The sequence below is a fragment of the Pauljensenia sp. UMB3104 genome (assembly GCF_030217285.1).
Lineage (GTDB): Bacteria > Actinomycetota > Actinomycetes > Actinomycetales > Actinomycetaceae > Pauljensenia.
The window spans coordinates 148,168-163,670 of the sequence record NZ_JASONN010000004.1 but is presented as its reverse complement, the minus strand read 5'-3'; the positions used below and the strand labels follow the sequence as shown (position 1 = coordinate 163,670).

At 67.8% G+C, this 15,503-nt stretch carries 15 protein-coding genes; 9 read left to right on the top strand and 6 right to left on the bottom strand.

The annotated features are described in order from the left end of the window. Positions 1-38 precede the first annotated feature (38 nt). The 5 genes from QP415_RS03810 (at position 39) to galE (ending at position 4,933) form a co-directional block, all read left to right on the top strand. The gene (locus tag QP415_RS03810; protein ID WP_003790196.1) at positions 39-716 is read left to right on the top strand and encodes a response regulator transcription factor; all 678 of its coding nucleotides are present in this window, start codon (positions 39-41) and stop codon (positions 714-716) included. Positions 717-738: 22 nt separating this feature from the next. Next, positions 739-2,067 carry a HAMP domain-containing sensor histidine kinase gene (locus QP415_RS03805; RefSeq protein WP_285098819.1) on the top strand — a complete coding sequence of 443 codons (1,329 nt, stop codon included), beginning with the start codon at positions 739-741 and terminating at the stop codon, positions 2,065-2,067. Positions 2,068-2,099: 32 nt separating this feature from the next. After that, entirely contained in the window at positions 2,100-3,254 is a 1,155-nt protein-coding gene (locus tag QP415_RS03800; RefSeq protein ID WP_285098818.1) for a 5-(carboxyamino)imidazole ribonucleotide synthase, read from the top strand. A gap of 65 nt (positions 3,255-3,319) precedes the next feature. Beyond that, positions 3,320-3,874, top strand: a complete 555-nt coding sequence (gene purE / locus QP415_RS03795) for a 5-(carboxyamino)imidazole ribonucleotide mutase (protein WP_285098817.1) — start codon at positions 3,320-3,322, stop codon at positions 3,872-3,874. Between the two features lie 63 nt (positions 3,875-3,937). Next, on the top strand, positions 3,938-4,933 hold the full coding sequence (galE, locus tag QP415_RS03790; protein WP_285098816.1) for a UDP-glucose 4-epimerase GalE: 996 nt from the start codon (positions 3,938-3,940) through the stop codon (positions 4,931-4,933). A 95-nt stretch (positions 4,934-5,028) separates the two neighbouring features. Here galE and QP415_RS03785 read toward each other — a convergent pair whose 3' ends face one another. From QP415_RS03785 to QP415_RS03770, 4 genes are read right to left on the bottom strand one after another with little or no spacing between them, the layout of a single operon-like run. Further along, positions 5,029-6,423, bottom strand: a complete 1,395-nt coding sequence (locus QP415_RS03785; RefSeq protein WP_285098815.1) for an LCP family protein — start codon at positions 6,421-6,423, stop codon at positions 5,029-5,031. Further along, positions 6,420-7,739 carry an LCP family protein gene (locus tag QP415_RS03780; protein WP_048677277.1) on the bottom strand — a complete coding sequence of 440 codons (1,320 nt, stop codon included), beginning with the start codon at positions 7,737-7,739 and terminating at the stop codon, positions 6,420-6,422. The genes QP415_RS03785 and QP415_RS03780 overlap by 4 nt, the downstream gene beginning before the upstream one ends. Further along, complete coding sequence (locus tag QP415_RS03775) at positions 7,732-8,202, bottom strand: DUF2304 domain-containing protein (protein ID WP_285098814.1); 471 nt, start codon at positions 8,200-8,202, stop codon at positions 7,732-7,734. Before QP415_RS03775 ends, QP415_RS03780 begins: the two co-directional genes overlap by 8 nt. Then, on the bottom strand, positions 8,199-8,879 hold the full coding sequence (locus QP415_RS03770) for a glycosyltransferase family 2 protein (RefSeq protein ID WP_285098812.1): 681 nt from the start codon (positions 8,877-8,879) through the stop codon (positions 8,199-8,201). The genes QP415_RS03775 and QP415_RS03770 overlap by 4 nt, the downstream gene beginning before the upstream one ends. A 94-nt stretch (positions 8,880-8,973) precedes the next feature. Between QP415_RS03770 and QP415_RS03765 the strand changes: the two genes are divergently transcribed. Genes QP415_RS03765 through QP415_RS03755 form a run of 3 tightly spaced genes read left to right on the top strand, consistent with a single transcriptional unit; the run spans position 8,974 to position 11,722 of the window. Continuing rightward, positions 8,974-9,642, top strand: coding sequence for an acyltransferase (locus QP415_RS03765; protein WP_285098810.1), 669 nt, complete (start codon positions 8,974-8,976; stop codon positions 9,640-9,642). Continuing rightward, positions 9,639-10,739, top strand: a complete 1,101-nt coding sequence (locus QP415_RS03760; protein WP_285098808.1) for a DegT/DnrJ/EryC1/StrS family aminotransferase — start codon at positions 9,639-9,641, stop codon at positions 10,737-10,739. The genes QP415_RS03765 and QP415_RS03760 overlap by 4 nt, the downstream gene beginning before the upstream one ends. Beyond that, positions 10,739-11,722, top strand: a complete 984-nt coding sequence (locus tag QP415_RS03755) for a Gfo/Idh/MocA family protein (RefSeq protein WP_285098806.1) — start codon at positions 10,739-10,741, stop codon at positions 11,720-11,722. Before QP415_RS03760 ends, QP415_RS03755 begins: the two co-directional genes overlap by 1 nt. Before the next feature lie 9 nt (positions 11,723-11,731). Here the strand turns inward: QP415_RS03755 and QP415_RS03750 are convergent, their stop codons facing one another. After that, positions 11,732-12,838: a glycosyltransferase gene (locus QP415_RS03750; RefSeq protein WP_285098804.1), complete on the bottom strand. Its 1,107-nt coding sequence runs from the start codon at positions 12,836-12,838 to the stop codon at positions 11,732-11,734. A gap of 90 nt (positions 12,839-12,928) precedes the next feature. Between QP415_RS03750 and QP415_RS03745 the strand changes: the two genes are divergently transcribed. Continuing rightward, a complete protein-coding gene (locus QP415_RS03745) occupies positions 12,929-14,212 on the top strand; it encodes a lipopolysaccharide biosynthesis protein (RefSeq protein WP_285098802.1) in 1,284 nt (427 codons plus the stop codon). A 136-nt stretch (positions 14,213-14,348) separates the two neighbouring features. On the opposite strand, the gene QP415_RS03740 is transcribed toward QP415_RS03745, so the two are convergent. Further along, entirely contained in the window at positions 14,349-15,494 is a 1,146-nt protein-coding gene (locus QP415_RS03740; RefSeq protein WP_285098800.1) for a glycosyltransferase, read from the bottom strand. Between the last annotated feature and the right edge of the window lie 9 nt (positions 15,495-15,503).

The window sequence follows — 15,503 nt, the reverse complement described above, 5'->3', positions numbered from 1 at the left end:
AGGTGCAAGTTTTGGTTCGGAATTGCTAAGATGAACGCGTGACTACAGTTCTCCTCGTTGAAGACGATCCGGCCATCTCTGAGCCCCTTGCCCGCGCACTGGGCAGGGAGGGTTACGACGTGCGTGCACACGCGACGGGCGCTGAGGCCCTCGCGGATGTCCGTGGCGTTGACCTGGTCGTCCTGGACCTCGGCCTGCCGGACATGGACGGCCTGGATGTCGCTCGCGAGATCCGTTCCTCCGGCAACCGAGTCCCGATCCTGATCCTCACTGCCCGCACGGACGAAGTTGACATGGTCGTCGGCCTCGACGCCGGTGCGGATGACTACGTGACGAAGCCCTTCCGTCTGGCCGAGCTTCTTGCCCGCGTGCGTGCGCTGCTGCGCCGCCAGGCCGCGGAACCGGTCGAGGGTGAGCTGCGTGCGCAGGACATCCGCATGGATGTCGCCGCGCATCGTGCCTTCGTCGGTGATGTGGAGCTGAGCCTGACGGCGAAGGAGTTCGATCTTTTGCGTGTCCTGCTGCGTGAAGCCGGTTCCGTCGTCGCTCGCGACACCCTCATGCGCGAGGTGTGGGGGTCGGATCCGACCGGCTCCACGAAGACCCTCGATATGCATGTGTCGTGGCTGCGCCGCAAGCTCGGCGACGACGCGACTGACCCGCACTACATCACAACCGTGCGCGGGATGGGTTTCCGCTTCGAAAACGCTCGCTGAGCGTCGCTGAGGGAGGCTCGTCATGCGCGCACGCGCGGTGAGGATGATCGTCTCGGTCGTCGCCGTCGTGTGCCTCCTGATGGGGCTTCCCGGCGCGTTTTTCGCGTCGGTATCCATCTGGACCTCCGAACAGCGTAGCCTCGAGGTTCAGTCGCAGCTCATCCTGCAAAATATTGAGCGTCGGCGCGCTGCGGGGGAGGGGAACGACCCTGCGACCCTGGCATCGCTGGTGGAGGATCAAGCGAACAGCCGCGGTGGTGAACTGAGCTATCGCATCAAGGTGCCCAACTCCAACATCGCGACCAACGGCAAGGTTATTTCGGGACGCACGTTGACCGCTGTGGCGTCCTCACCCTCTGGAGTGTCTGTCCAGCTCACAGCATCGGCATCGAACGCGCTGGGGCGCATTGCGTGGACGTGTTCGCTGTTTGGCGGTGGCATGGCCCTGTCGATGCTGATCGGCTGGCTCATGGCGCGTGCCTTGTCGCGTGATCTGTCCGCGCCCCTCATCTACCTGGCTGCCCAGGCTGAGCAGATCGGTTCGGGTGGCGTGCGTGCCCGCGTCGAAAAGTCCGGCATTGAGGAAATCGACCTGGTCTCGGAGGAGCTGGCTCGCACCGGTGAGCGTATGGCGGGCCGACTCGCTGCCGAGCGTCAAGCGGCCGCCGATGCCTCGCACCAGCTGCGTACCCCTCTGACGGCGCTGTCCATGCGCCTGGAGGAGATCGAATTGATCTCCACAGAGGACGAGGTGCGTGCCGAAGCCCGCACCTGCCTCGAACAGGTCGAACGCATGACGAACGTCGTGACGGAGCTTCTCGACGTCTCCAAGCGCCAGACCAGCCAGACCGAAGCCATCCACATTCTCGAGGTCTTCAACACGGCCCGCGAGGAGTGGGAGGACCAGTTCGAGGCGGCCGGGCGCTCGCTCGTTTTCCTCGACGAAGCTGAGCGCCCGATCCTCGCTGACGCCGGGAAGCTCGGTCAGGTCCTGGCCACCCTCATCGAAAACTCGCTGCGCTACGGCGACGGGACGACGCGCGTGTGGGCGCACGCGGGCACGTCCAAACGCGGAGTCGTCATTGAGGTGAGTGACGAAGGCGAGGGCATCGATGAGAGCCTCGCCCCCGATATCTTTGAAAAAGGCGTCTCTGGGCATGGCTCGACCGGCATCGGCCTAGCCCTCGCCCATGACCTTGCGCAGGCGATGGGCGGGCGCCTCGAGCTGAAGACGAACAAGCCCCCCGTTTTCACGGTGTCGGTCGCGGCGATCCCCGCATCGCTGGACCCGGACCGTGTGATGCCCGAAGGGCCCCTCATGTCCATGGGACGCCGCTCGCGGCGCTTCTAGCGGCGCGGTAGATTGAAGGAGTGGAACACAAGATGCGCACACCTCCCACCGTTGCCGTCATTGGCGGCGGTCAGCTGGCACGGATGATGCAGGAGAGCGCGATCGCGCTCGGGATTAACCTGCGCCCTCTTGTCGAGGCCGAGGACGGCTCAACCGGACAGGTGACGGTTGATAAGGCCGTTGGGGCTCCCGCCGACCTGGACGCGGTTCGCGCGCTCATCGACGGCGCGGACGTCCTGACCTTCGAGCATGAGCACATTCCCGCAGCCACTATGGAGGAGGCCGCGCGTGTCGTCTCCGTTCAGCCCCCGGCGAGCGCCCTGCTGTATGCGCAAGACAAGCTCGCCATGCGTGAGCGCCTGACCGAGATGGGGATCCCGTGCCCTGCGTGGGCACGCGTCGAGGATGAGGCGCAGCTGGAGCAATTTGGCGCCACGATCGGTTGGCCGCTCATCGTCAAAACCCCGCGCGGCGGCTACGACGGGCACGGTGTGGCTGTCGCCCACAGTCCCGCGGACGTGGCCTCGTGGTGGGGCAATGGTCCCCTCTTGGCCGAAGCCCTGGTTCCCTTCACCGGAGAGGTTGCTGCTCTGCTGGCGCGCACCCCGTCGGGTGACATCGCCTCGTGGCCCGTGGCCTCCACCGTGCAAGTGGACGGCGTGTGCGCCGAGGTGAGCGCCCCCGCCGTGGGAATCCGACCTGAGACGGCTGCGCAGGCCCGTCGCATCGGCGAGCGTATTGCGTCCGAGCTGGGCGTCACCGGCGTCCTCGCCGTCGAAATGTTCGTCGTCGGGGAGGGTGCAGACGAGCGCGTCCTCGTCAACGAGCTCGCCATGCGTCCGCACAATACGGGGCACTGGACCATCGACGGAGCTGTCACCAGCCAGTTCGAGCAGCACCTGCGCGCCGTCCTCGACCTGCCGCTCGGTTCGACCGACCTGCGCGCACCGGAGACCTACTCCGTCATGGTGAATCTCCTCGGTTCCTCCTATGACCAGCCAGCGCGTGCCCTCGCCGAAGCCTTCAGGGCCGGGGGAGCGGGCGCGAAGATCCACCTGTACGGCAAGGAAGTGCGCCCGGGCCGCAAGCTCGGGCACGTCACCGTCGTCGATCAGGACCCCGCTCTCGCTCTCGAGCGCGCTCGGGCTGCCGTGAGTGCCCTGCGCGGCGACGCGCCCACCGACTGACCTTCTCTCCGCTGACGGCTGAGGGATAGGTACCCCGGCCTCGTTCCCTCCCGAAAGGACCGCTCATGACCACCGAGCTCGACATTCAGCTGACCGCCACCGGCGAGGCCCCGCTCGTCGGCGTCGTCATGGGGTCCGACTCTGACTGGCCCACCATGGAGCCCGCTGTTGCTGCTCTCGCAGAGTTCGGCATCGCCTGCGAGGTCGGCGTCGTCTCAGCCCACCGCATGCCCGAGGACATGGTCGCCTACGGGAGGAGCGCCTCGGCGCGCGGTCTGCGCGTCATCATCGCCGGAGCCGGCGGTGCCGCCCACCTGCCCGGCATGCTCGCGGCTCTCACCGAGCTGCCCGTCATCGGCGTGCCCGTGCCCCTCAAGCACCTCGACGGCGTGGACTCCCTGCACTCCATCGTCCAGATGCCCGCCGGCGTGCCCGTCGCGACCGTCTCCATCGCGGGCGCGCGCAACGCGGGTCTGCTCGCTGCCCGGATCCTCGGCGCGGGTGAGGGTGAGCAGGCCGAGGCCCTACGCGCGAAGATGCGTTCTTTTCAGAAGGACCTGCGCGATGTGGCCAGTGCGAAGGGTGCGGCCCTCGCCCAACGCGTCAGTCAGGCACGCTGAGCGAGGCGAACACAAGGACTGCGCGGGTAGCCCTGAAGGGGCGGCGCGTCGTATCCTGGAGCCATGAGCATTCTCGTTTGTGGCGGCGCCGGCTACATCGGCGCGCATGTTGTCCGTCTCCTGCGTCAGCGCGGGGATCGCGTCGTTGTCGTCGACGACCTGTCGAGTGGCAAGGCATCGCGCGTCGGCGACGCCAAGCTCGTGAAGCTTGACGTGACGCTGGACGAAGCCCGCTCCGCGCTGTCTACCCTCATGGTGGACGAAGACGTGACCGCGGTCATTCACTTCTCCGCACGCAAGCAGGTCGGCGAATCCGTCGAACGCCCCGCCTGGTACTACCAGCAGAACATCGGCGGTATGGCCAACGTTCTCCTCGCAATGGAGGACGCCGGAGTCGACCAGATGATCTTCTCGTCCTCGGCCGCTGTCTACGGCACACCCAAGGACCCCGTGGTCACCGAGGACATGGCCGGTCACCCCATCAACCCCTACGGCGAGACGAAGCTGATCGGCGAATGGCTGATGGCTGACTGCGAGCGCGCCTGGGATCTGAAGTGGATCGGCCTGCGCTACTTCAACGTTGCGGGTGCCGGGTGGCCTGACCTGGCTGACGATGCCGTCATGAATCTGATTCCGATGGTGCTGGACCGCGTTGAGCGCGGCGAGAGCGCCAAGATCTTCGGCACTGACTACGACACCCCCGACGGCACCTGCATCCGCGACTACATCCACGTCCTGGATCTGGCGGAGGCACACATCGCGGCCCTCGACGTGCTGGCCGAGGGGCGTCAGCCCGACCACCACACCTACAACGTGGGGACCGGCCTGGGCACCTCCGTCCGAGAGATCGTCGACGGCCTGCGCCGTGTTATCGGCTGGGACTTCCCCGTTGAGGAGCTGGACCGCCGCGCCGGCGACCCGCCCAAGCTGATCGGTGACCCGCTCTCCATCGGCGTCGACCTCGGCTGGAAGGCCAACAACGGGGTCGAGGAGATCCTCACCTCCGCGTGGGAAGGCTGGCAGGCGGGTCCGCGCCCGATCACCGTCCCCGGCGCCTGAGCGCGTTGACGCACGGATAAAGCCCCCGGCCTCGTTCCCTCACAGAGGAACGAGGCCGGGGGCTTTTGTCACCCATTGGAGGACTGCAGGCCGACTTAGAACCCGTCGACCTGGTTGAGGTCCGACGTCGTCAGCGTACCGGCACGCAGCTTGGCGAAGAAGTCGTCGGCGGTCGTATCGCGCAGCAAAACAGCAGATGCTCCCGCGTTCGTTGTGAAGTTCAATGACTCGATCGGCGGGACGCCCATCATCTGATTCGACGAAGCGGAGCGCAGCGCCCACACGAGCGACGCCACCGTGAACACAGAGGAGTCTTCGTCAACCGTGAAGGACTTGGAGCCCGCGCGCTCCACACGCAGGGTCTTCGCGGGATTAATGAGGGTTGACGGCGAGGCCGCCGAGGAAATGACCTTCGAAATCACCTGGCGTTGACGCTTCGTGCGGCCGATATCGCCCTCGGGGTCCTGGTAGCGCATACGCGAGAACTGCAGGGCCGTCGTGCCGTCAACCGTGTGGCAACCCGCGGTCCACTTCAGGCCGGAATACTGGTCGTCGGCGTCGTTGTCGTAGCACAGCTCAACGCCGCCGACGGCATCCACCATGTCGGGCACGGCACCCATGCCGATCTGAACAAAGTGATCGACCGTCAGGCCCGTCAGCTTCTCGACGGTCTCGACGAGCAGCTGCGGCCCGCCATAAGCGTAGGAGGCGTTGATCTTGTCCCAGCCGACGCCCGGGATCTCCGCGTACGTGTCGCGGGGAATCGAGAGCGCAACCGTCTGCCCGTTCGGGGCGACGTTGACGAGCATGATCGAGTCAGCGCGCTCGGATTCGTCGAAACCATCCTTCACGGCGCCGTCCGCGCGCGAGTCCGAGCCAGCCAGCAGGTAGGTCGTGCCGGGCGTATCGGCGGCGCCCGACAGCGCGCTCACGCGACCCATGTTCGTGTTGGCATCCCACAACAGGAAGCCGCCCCACGCCAGGACGATGACCAGGAAGAGGCACAGGGTCTTCAGGATGGGGTGACGGCGCTTGCGTCGCCTCGGCTTCGCAGCCGGGACCGAAGGGCCCGCAGGGACAGCAGTCGGCGCGGGGGCGGCCGCGGGCGCACCCTGGGCGCGATTGATCGTCACCTGACGAGGCCCGTTCCCGGAGGGCGCGTAGGTGTTCGCACCCGTGGAACGGCCAGAGCCCGGCGCGTAGGACGGGGGATTGGAGGCCGACGCCGGCTGGAACGACGGCGGCTGCTGGGCGGGGGTGCGGCGCGGGAAAATCGACTGAGAGTCGCGCTGTGGCTGGTCCAGCGTGCGCGGCATCAGGGGACGCGAGGCGTCGGCCTCGTCGTCGGAGATCCTCCACATCTGTGGCGCGAGGGCCTCGGGTGGGGGAGTGGGAGCGCTGCCGCGCACCTCTTCACCGATGACGTGAGCGTCGTCGGATCCTGGGCGGCGTCGTTTCGGGTCGGGCGTAAACGAGGGGGGATTGCTCATTGGTTCTTCGGCGGGCAGGTGGCGGCTGTCTGCTTGGCAGCTTCCTCGTTCGCCGCGTTATTCGCGACGGACGCGGACTGCTCGGTGTTATCCGTGGTGGTCTCCTCGGAGCTGGGATCGGTCGTGGGAGCCTGCGTCGGATTGGGTGTCGACGGTGCCGTTGTCGCGGTCGGATCGGGCACCACCAGCTGCGCGCCGTTGCCGTCCGTGAACGTCGTGCCCACGGGCAGAGCCTGATCGTTCTTCAACGCGGTCCACACGTTGCGAGCCATTGGCTCGGAGGGGATACGACGATTCGGATCCCAGGACGGCTCCTCAACCGGCATGGTGACGAACTGGATGTTGGTGCGATCCACCTTTTGCAGCACGTTGATGAGCAGGGATGCGTCCGAGCTGGCGTTTCCGAGGTTGTCGGAGACGTTCACGGCGGAAATCGCGGCCTGCAGGAAGTTAATGAGCGCGCCAGGATCGGTCACGTAGTTTTTCTCCTGCAGTTCGCGCAGCATCGCGGAAATCAGCTGCTGCTGGCGGCCGATGCGCGAAATGTCGGAACCGTCGCCCTGCCCCTTGCGCGAGCGCATGTAGGCCAGCGCGTGAGTGCCCGACAGCTTCCAACAGCCCGCGTCGATGTAGAGCTGGGCGGACTCATCTTCGATGTGCTCGGGGATGTTGAACCAGACGCCGCCGAGCGCATCGATCATGTTAATAAAGCCCGCGAAATCAACGACCATGAAGGCGTCGATGGACATGCCGGAGAGCTTTTCAACGGTTGACTTCACGCAGGCGATGCCGGGGGCGATGTCCTCCTGATCATCCCCGCCGTTCGAACCATAGACCATTGCGTTGTTAAACATGTCGTCGCTGGTCGGCTCGCTGGTGGTGCCGTCGCGGTGCTTGCACGCGGGGATGTCAACCAGCGTGTCACGGGGGATGGACACGATCTGCACGCGAGAGCGGTCCGCGCTGACGTGAATCACCATCGTCGAGTCATTGCGCAGGCCGGGGACGTCATCTGCGTCGCCCGCACCCAGCTCGCCGCTGGCGCCGTTGCGCGAGTCGGTTCCGACCACGAGGATGTTGACGGCACGCCCCTCGAAGGAATCGGGGGTCGCCTTGCTCTGCCCATCAACCGAGTATGCGTCGATGTTGACGACGCGGTTGGCGAACTGGCTACTCAAACTGGCGTACACGAAACCCGCCGATGACACCACGAAGAGCACGCCGGCCAGGAGCACGGCGAGCGCGCCGCGCAGGAGGCCGAAGCGTCCGTAGTTGACGGCCGAGTGCTGGATCGGTCGCAGATTCACGTTACTCATCGTTTGTAACCATATCGTTATCTGGCGGGTTTGTCGGGGAATCAGGGCCGTTAGCGGCGCGTTCCACTTCCGGGCCATCAGTGTGAACAGGAGGGTCGATGGCGTTTTCAGGGGTTGTGTCCTCGGGCGGAAGGACGTGTGCGAGGGCGAGCGAGCGAGCCAGCGTCGCCATGCGTGCCTCGGCCCGGGCCTCGCGCCGGTACCCGGTCACCATCTGCGCAATCAATGCGATGACGAGCCCGTAGACGATCAGGTTGACGCCACGCTCCACGCCGATGGCGCGGGCGACCGTGTTGGCCAGCGACGGCACGAGGATCGCCACGATCGCCGCCGCCACGAGGACGCCGATGCCGATGCGGCGCAGAGCCAGGGACGAGGCCGAGGATACCGGGCGCACGAGCCACCACGCGGTGAGTGCGAGGGCGAGGAGTAGGAGGACACGGATAGCGATGTAGGCGCTCATCGTCCCCCCAACGCCAGGTCGACGGCGATATTGACTGAGTTGAGCAGGGGCTGGCCCTTCGCCCGTGAGTAGTCCGTGTAGGAGATCGTCACGGGGTGTTCCGCGCCGGGCAGGCCACAGGCCGCCAGCTGGGAGACGATCTGCGAGGCGTGGGCCATGCGTGAGTGGGTCAGGTGCACATGAGCGAGGGCATCGGCGCGTATCACGCGCAGCCCGTTATGTGTGTCCGTCAGAGCCATGCCGGTGCGCAGGCGGGCGATGAGGGCTCCGAGGCGCAGCATCGCGCGCTTGACGGAGCCGACCTGTGCATGCGCGCCGTCGCGGAAGCGAGATCCGAGGACGAAAGCGAGGTCCTCCTCGCGCGCCCGATCAACCATCGCCGCCGCATCCGCCGGATCGTGCTGGCCATCGGCATCGAAAGTGACGACGTAGCGGGCCCCACGCGCGAGCGCCGCTTCGAATCCGGTCTGCAGGGCAGCGCCCTGACCGAGGTTGAGAGGGTGGGTGGCCGTGTAGGCGCCGGCCGCGCGGGCCAGGGCCGCAGTGTTATCCGTTGACGCGTCATCGACGACGAGGATATGCGGGAAAAGGGTGCGAACGCCCGCGACGACGCCCCCGATGACGGGCGCCTCGTTGAACGCGGGGATGACGACCCACGTGTCGGAGCGCATCTGCATTCGATTAGTGTCGCACATCGGGGTGGGCACGCGCCTATAGTGAGGGTATCTGTGAGCGCGCCCGCGCGTGCAGCAACAAGGAGAGGGAAGCAGCGTGATCGAGCCCAGCGCCGACGTGGCGCCCAGTGCGATGGTGGCCCCCAGCGCCCGCGTGTGGCATCTCGCCCAGGTTCGAGAAGATGCAACTATCGGCGAAGAGACGATCGTCGGTCGGGGTGCATACATCGGCGAAGGCGTACGCGTCGGGAATCGCTGCAAGATCCAGAACTACGCCCTCATCTACGAGCCCGCCTCCCTGGCCGACGGTGTATTCGTTGGGCCCGCGGCCGTCTTCACGAACGACCATTGCCCCCGCGCGATCAACCCCGACGGGAGCCTCAAGAGCGCGAGTGACTGGGAACGCGTCGGTGTCACTGTCGATCGAGGCGCTGCCATCGGGGCTCGCGCCGTGTGCGTCGCCCCCGTGCGCATCGGCGCGTGGGCGTCGGTCGGCGCGGGCGCGGTCGTCACGTCGGACGTGGCCCCCTACGCCCTCGTCGTCGGCGTGCCCGCGCGCCGTATCGGGTGGGTCGGCGAAGCTGGCGTGCCTCTCGTGGCCGCCGATGAGGAACCGACGAACGAGGCCGGGGACCGCACGTGGGTGTGCCCGGCCACGGGACGCCGCTACGTCGAGCGTGGCGGCGCCCTGTCGCCCGAGGCAGCCCACGCCTCGTCCCCGAGCACACCCGCGACACCCGCCCAGACCCGTGAGGACCAGCCATGACGCAGCCGTTCATCCCGCCCGCTCGCCCGCTCATCGGCGAGGAGGAGATCGACGCGGTCGCGGCCGTCATGCGCACGGGCATGATCGCCCAGGGCCCGCAGGTGGCAGCCTTTGAGGACGAGTTTGTGGCCGCCCTCGTGCCCGGAACCCGAGCCGTCGCGGTCAACTCGGGGACCTCCGCGCTGCACCTGGGACTGCTCGCCGCGGGGATCGGGCCGGGCGACGAGGTCATCGTCCCCTCCTTCACCTTCGCGGCCACAGCGAACTCGGTGGCCATCACGGGCGCGACCCCCGTCTTCGCCGACATTGACCCGCTCACCTTCACGCTCTCCCCGGCCGCCGTCGAAGCCTCGATCACCCCGCGCACGCGCGCCATCATGCCCGTCCATCTTTACGGCCACCCCGCGCCCATGGACGCGCTCCAGGCGATTGCCACTGAGCACGGACTCATGATTTTTGAGGACGCCGCACAGGCCCACGGCGCGACCCTGCACGGGACGGCGGTCGGCTCCTTCGGCAGCTTCGCGGCCTTTTCCTTCTACCCGACGAAGAACATGACCAGCGGCGAGGGCGGCATGGTCACCTCCGCCGACCCCGGCATCATCCGAGGCGTACGCCTCGCGCGCAACCAGGGCATGGAGACGCGCTACGCCAACGAAATTGTGGGCCTCAATAACCGCATGACCGACATCCATGCGGCGATCGGGCGCGTTCAGCTCACCAAAGTCGGGGCATGGACAGCCAAGCGCCGCGAGAACGCCGCGTTCCTGAACGCGCACCTGCGCGGCGTCACCGTCCCTCACGTCGCTCCCGGCGCCACACACGTCTACCACCAGTACACGATCCGCGTGCCCGAGGACCGCGACGGCTTCGCCGATGCTCTGCGCGACGAATACGGCATCGGCTCGGGCGTCTACTACCCGATCCCGAACCACGAGCTGCCCTCCTTGGCCCGTTTCGCCCCCGACGCGGAGCTGCCCGCCACCCGTGAGGCCGCCGCCCAGGTCCTCTCCCTGCCGATTTACCCCTCGCTGACTCCCGGCGAGCTGGAACGCATCGCACAGGGCATCAACGCGCTCGCGGAAGCGGGTGCCTGATGACCATTCGCTTGGGAATCCTTGGCATCGGCTCGATGGGTCGACACCATGTGCGCAACGCGCGCGCGACCGCCGGGGTGGACCTCGTCGCGCTCGCTGACCCGGGCGGTGACCGCTTCGGCGTTGCGGGTGACCTGCCCGTGCTGGGTGGCGTCGAGGAGCTCATCGAGGCAGGTATTGACGCCGCGATCATCGCCGCTCCCACCGCTCACCACGAGGCTGCGGCCCTCGCGCTCGCCGAGGCCGGGGTGCACACCCTCGTCGAAAAGCCTCTCGCCACGAGCGTGGAGGCGGGCCGGCGCATCCGCGATGCCTTCGCGGCCGCGGGCCTCGTGGGAGCTGTCGGCTACGTCGAGCGCTGCAATCCCGCGCTCATCGACATGCGTCGGCGCATCGCGGAGGGCCAGCTTGGCGAGATCGAGCAGATCGCGACGCGTCGCCAGTCGCCCTTCCCCGCGCGCATTAGCGACGTCGGCGTCGTGAAGGACCTTGCCACGCACGACGTAGACCTGGCCGCGTGGGTGGCGGATGCCCCCTACGAGAGCATCTACGCGCGCACGTCCGCGCGCTCGGGGCGCCCCCACGAGGACATGATGGTCGCCTCGGGCGTGCTTGCCGGCGGCATCCTCGTCAACCACCTCGTCAACTGGCTCACCCCCTACAAGGACCGAACGACGATCGTGACGGGGGAGCGCGGCGCGCTCGTCGCAGACACCGCGATGGGGGACCTGACCTTCTACGAGAATGGCCACGCGCCCCTGCAGTGGGACGCTATCGCCGCCTTCCGCGGGGTCAGCGAGGGGCAGGTCGTACGCTACGCCCTCACCAAGCGCGAACCCCTCGCCCTCGAACACGAGCGCTTCCGCGACGCGATCCTCGGAGTGGGCGCCGAGCACGTCACGATGGACGAGGCCCTGGAGAACCTGCGCGTCGTCGAGGCCATCCTGACATCGGCCGACACCGGACGGACCGTCGACCTGTAGAGCGCGGCGCTACCGGGTCACGTCGTCGTAGATCGCACGGAGCTGGCGGGTTGCACCACGCAGTGATCGCTCGCGTGTCACCCACGCCCGGCACGCCGCCGCCCGATCCGCGCGCTCATCCTCCGACCAGGCCAAGGCCTCGTCGATCGAACGGACGAGAGCATTCGGTGAGCGCTCGGCCGTGAGCAGCGAGGCCCCGGGCGCGACCATCTCCGGCGTGCCGCCCGTGGAATAGGCGATGACGGGAACGCCGCACGCCTGAGCCTCGAGCAGGACGAGTCCCGCGGCCTCCTGCCGTCCCTGCGTCGGCTTCGTGGGCAGGACGAGGACGTGGGCGCGGCGCATCCAGGCGCGCACCCCCTCACGATCCAGCGGGCCCGTGAACGTCACGTGGGCGGGCGCGTGTTCGCGCAGTGCGGGTGCCAGCGGCCCGTCACCGACGAGGACGAGGCGATGTGGGCGGCGCCCCACCAGAGCCGACGAAGCCCAGGCCAGATCGTCCACGCCTTTCAAGTGGCTCAGAGCGCCCACGAACAGGACGATGGGCTCCTCATGCGAATCAATGGCTGGCGGGGTGGCTGGCGTCCACCAGTCGGCATCCACGCCCTGATAGTGCACGCTCAGCCGCTGCGGATCGGCCCCCGCTCCCAGTGCGACATCCGCCAGGTAGCTCGAGACGGCGAGTAGTCGCGACGCGCCCTCGAAGGCCGCCCGCCGATTGCGCGTGTTCCACGCGGCACCCGCGCCGCGCCCGAGCCTTGGATAGGCGTCCCCGCCGTGCAGCGTCACCACGAGGGGCACGCCCGTCTCTCGCGCCGCCGCCACGGCCGGCAGAGACCAGGTTGCCTGGTGCTGGTGGATAACGTCCGGATCCCACGCGCTGATTGCACGGCGCAACTGTCCCAGGCCTCGTGCCTGCGCCGCGAATCGAAGCGGGAGCGGGCCGCCGAGCGCGCGGGGCGCGGCCTCGTCGATGGGAATCGTGACGGCCGGATCGGTGACGCGCGCCGCGAGCGTGAAAACCTGCCAATCGAGCTGTGGCATCGCCAGGGCGTGCGAGAGCGCGAAGTAGGTCGGGGGAACCAGCAGGGTTCCCTTCGTCAGGGCGACCCTCACGAGTTCCACCCGGCGGCGGGCGCGGAGCGGGGAGCGGGCATGCCACCATCCTAGGGGCAAGCCGCGCGCCCCAGGTGATTAAATGAGTCCATGATGAACGCACCTGCCCGCCCCGCCCGCTCGGGCGTCCTCGCGCAGGTGCTCACCCTCCTTGGCGGCACCCTCCTTGCCCAGGTCATCGCATTCGTCGCCCAGATCGGCATCGCCCGCCTCTACACGGACACGGACCTGGGCTACCTGGGCATCTTCACCTCCGCTGCCACGCTCGGCGCGGCCGTCGCGGGCGCCCGCTTCGACCTCAGCATCGTCCTGCCCGCGCCCGGCGACGAGGCCTCGGCCCGTTCCCTGGCCCGCCTGGCCTCGCGCTGTGTGCTGGTCGCCTCCGCCCTGGCCACCCTCTGTGCTGCCGCCGCCTGGCCGTGGGTGAGCGCGCGCTACGGGGTGGCGCTTGCGGGTTGGATGCTCGCCGTCGGCGTCTCCGTCCTGTTCCTGGCCCAGGGGCAGGTGTGCTCCTACTGGCTGACCCGCCACCGGCGCTTCCAGGCGATTGCAAGCTCGTCGGTCGTGCGCTCTCTCGGGATCGCGGCCCTGCAACTGCTGTGCGGTTTCCTGGCTGGCGGTGGCCTGGGCGCCGCCATCGGTGCGACGATCGCTGGCCAGGGCCTCGCCGTCGCCTACCTGTCGTGGCGCGCCCGCGACGCCCGCGAGCGCGAGGCTGCGGATCCGACCCTGCGTGAGGTGGCTTCGCGCTACCGCAAGATGGCGCTCGTCGGTGTGCCCAACGTCGTCGTCGATGCGGTGCGCACGAGCGCGATCCCTCTGCTGATTGCCACGTATTCCGTGGCCTCGCTCGGACAGTTCAACATGGCGTGGCTGGCTCTGCAGGCCCCGGTCGCCCTCATCGCGGGGGCCTTGTCGCAGGTGTACTTGCCGCGCCTGTCGGATACGCCCGCTGGGCAGATGACCCGCGTGGTCGTGCGCGTCGGCAGCATCGCCCTGGCTTGCTCGATCCCTGTGTTCGCCCTCCTCGCGTGGGTCAGCCCGGCGCTTTTCCCCCTCGTGTTCGGTGGGCGCTGGGAGGCAGCCGGATACTTCGCGCGTTCCCTGGCCCCGTGGCTGGCCTTGACGGTGGCGACCTCGCCGCTGTCCAATGTGTTCGTCGCGACCTACCACCAGCGGCGCATGCTGGCCTTCGCGTGCGTGTACTGCGCGGCGCCGCTGATCTGGCTCGCGTGCAGCCCCTACGGCGTCGAGACGACGGTCGCGGTGCTGGGGGCGCTGATGGCTGCTCTGCTGGCGGGGATGCTCGTGATGGCCGTCCTGACGGCGCGCGCTTACGACCGCGGGGATAGCGCGCGGCCTCAGACCGCGTGATGGCCCTCCCCAAAAGTCGCACGTAATTTCCATATGGTCCATTTCTGTGTAAGGTTAAAAACCTTGATATTCCGTCATTTTTTGGAATGCTAAGAAAAGTTAGTAAACCCAAATTACGTGCGAGATTTTGGGGGAACTATTGATGTGTCGCTCGCGCGGCGAGGGCTTGCTCGTAGGCCTGCCGCAAGCGCGCCGCGCCCTCCTCCCACGTCGGGATTTCCGGGGCTGAAAAAGCCTCGATGTCCTCTCGCGTGATGGATTCCAGGGCCCCAATGAGGTCGCGCTCCGGGTCCTCCAGCACCCACGTGTCGGCCTGATCGCCCAGGTAACGGCGGGCCTCGGCCAGGGGAGAACACAGCGCGGGCACCCCGGCCGCGAAGGCCTCCATCATCTTGTTGGGCGTGGACATGCGGTGCGACAGGCACCCGGACTCGATGAGGCACAACGCCACGTCAGCCCCGCGCGTCATCGCCAAGACCTGATCCGGCTCCACGGGAGGCAGACGGTGGATGTTCGCGTGTTCCGCTGCGGCCCGCTCGACCTCGGGCAACAGGGCACCCGCGCCGACGAAGACCACGTGCGCGCTCTTCACCTGCTCAAACGCCCGCAGAATCAAGGGAATATTACGCCCAGGCGCCAGGTAGCCCGAATGGAGGTACAGGAGCGCGTCCTGCGGGATTCCCAGCTGCCCGCGCAGGTCGATGACCCCATCCGAGCCCGTCGGAGCGTTCGTCACGACCACCGGATCCACGCCGGGGTAGGCCTCGCGGTACCACTGCGCGATCGACTCGTTGACCACGGACACCACGTCCGCGCGGTGGATGTAGCGGCGCTCAATCACGCGCTGGAGGCGCTGGCGCAGGCCCGCCGATCCCACCGTCTCGGTCTCAAGCTCGTGCGCGTTGTACGCAAACACCGCACCCGTTCGCCGCGCCAACGCGTGCGCGAGGGGCAGCAGGAACAAGTTCTGCGCGGAGACGGCCGCGACGCGCTGCCTCGCGAAGCGGCGGTACACGCGCGCCCCCCACGCCCCGACGACCCTCACTCCGCCCAAGGGCGCACCCAGGGACGCACCCCGAATCCTCGTGAGGTGCACGGTGGGGGCCACGGCCTCGTCCGTGGGGAGCCCGCCCTGATCGATGCCGACGATGTGCGTCTGGGTGAAGAGCGGGGACAGTGAACGCGCGATCTTCACCAGTCGCCCGGGCGAGGCCAGGTTCGACGGGTAGAGCAGAAGGTTGAGCGCGCGATACACGCCCCCATTGTAGGTGGGGCGGGGCACTACACTGGA

What these genes read in the sequence shown, in the direction of transcription:
- QP415_RS03805 (WP_285098819.1), top strand. Translation starts at nt 739, where the DNA reads ATGCGCGCACGCGCGGTGAGGATGATCGTCTCGGTCGTCGCCGTCGTG.
- QP415_RS03800 (WP_285098818.1), top strand. Translation starts at nt 2,100, where the DNA reads ATGCGCACACCTCCCACCGTTGCCGTCATTGGCGGCGGTCAGCTGGCA.
- purE (WP_285098817.1), top strand. Translation starts at nt 3,320, where the DNA reads ATGACCACCGAGCTCGACATTCAGCTGACCGCCACCGGCGAGGCCCCG.
- galE (WP_285098816.1), top strand. Translation starts at nt 3,938, where the DNA reads ATGAGCATTCTCGTTTGTGGCGGCGCCGGCTACATCGGCGCGCATGTT.
- QP415_RS03785 (WP_285098815.1), bottom strand. Translation starts at nt 6,423, where the DNA reads ATGAGCAATCCCCCCTCGTTTACGCCCGACCCGAAACGACGCCGCCCA.
- QP415_RS03780 (WP_048677277.1), bottom strand. Translation starts at nt 7,739, where the DNA reads ATGAGTAACGTGAATCTGCGACCGATCCAGCACTCGGCCGTCAACTAC.
- QP415_RS03775 (WP_285098814.1), bottom strand. Translation starts at nt 8,202, where the DNA reads ATGAGCGCCTACATCGCTATCCGTGTCCTCCTACTCCTCGCCCTCGCA.
- QP415_RS03770 (WP_285098812.1), bottom strand. Translation starts at nt 8,879, where the DNA reads ATGCAGATGCGCTCCGACACGTGGGTCGTCATCCCCGCGTTCAACGAG.
- QP415_RS03760 (WP_285098808.1), top strand. Translation starts at nt 9,639, where the DNA reads ATGACGCAGCCGTTCATCCCGCCCGCTCGCCCGCTCATCGGCGAGGAG.
- QP415_RS03755 (WP_285098806.1), top strand. Translation starts at nt 10,739, where the DNA reads ATGACCATTCGCTTGGGAATCCTTGGCATCGGCTCGATGGGTCGACAC.
- QP415_RS03745 (WP_285098802.1), top strand. Translation starts at nt 12,929, where the DNA reads ATGATGAACGCACCTGCCCGCCCCGCCCGCTCGGGCGTCCTCGCGCAG.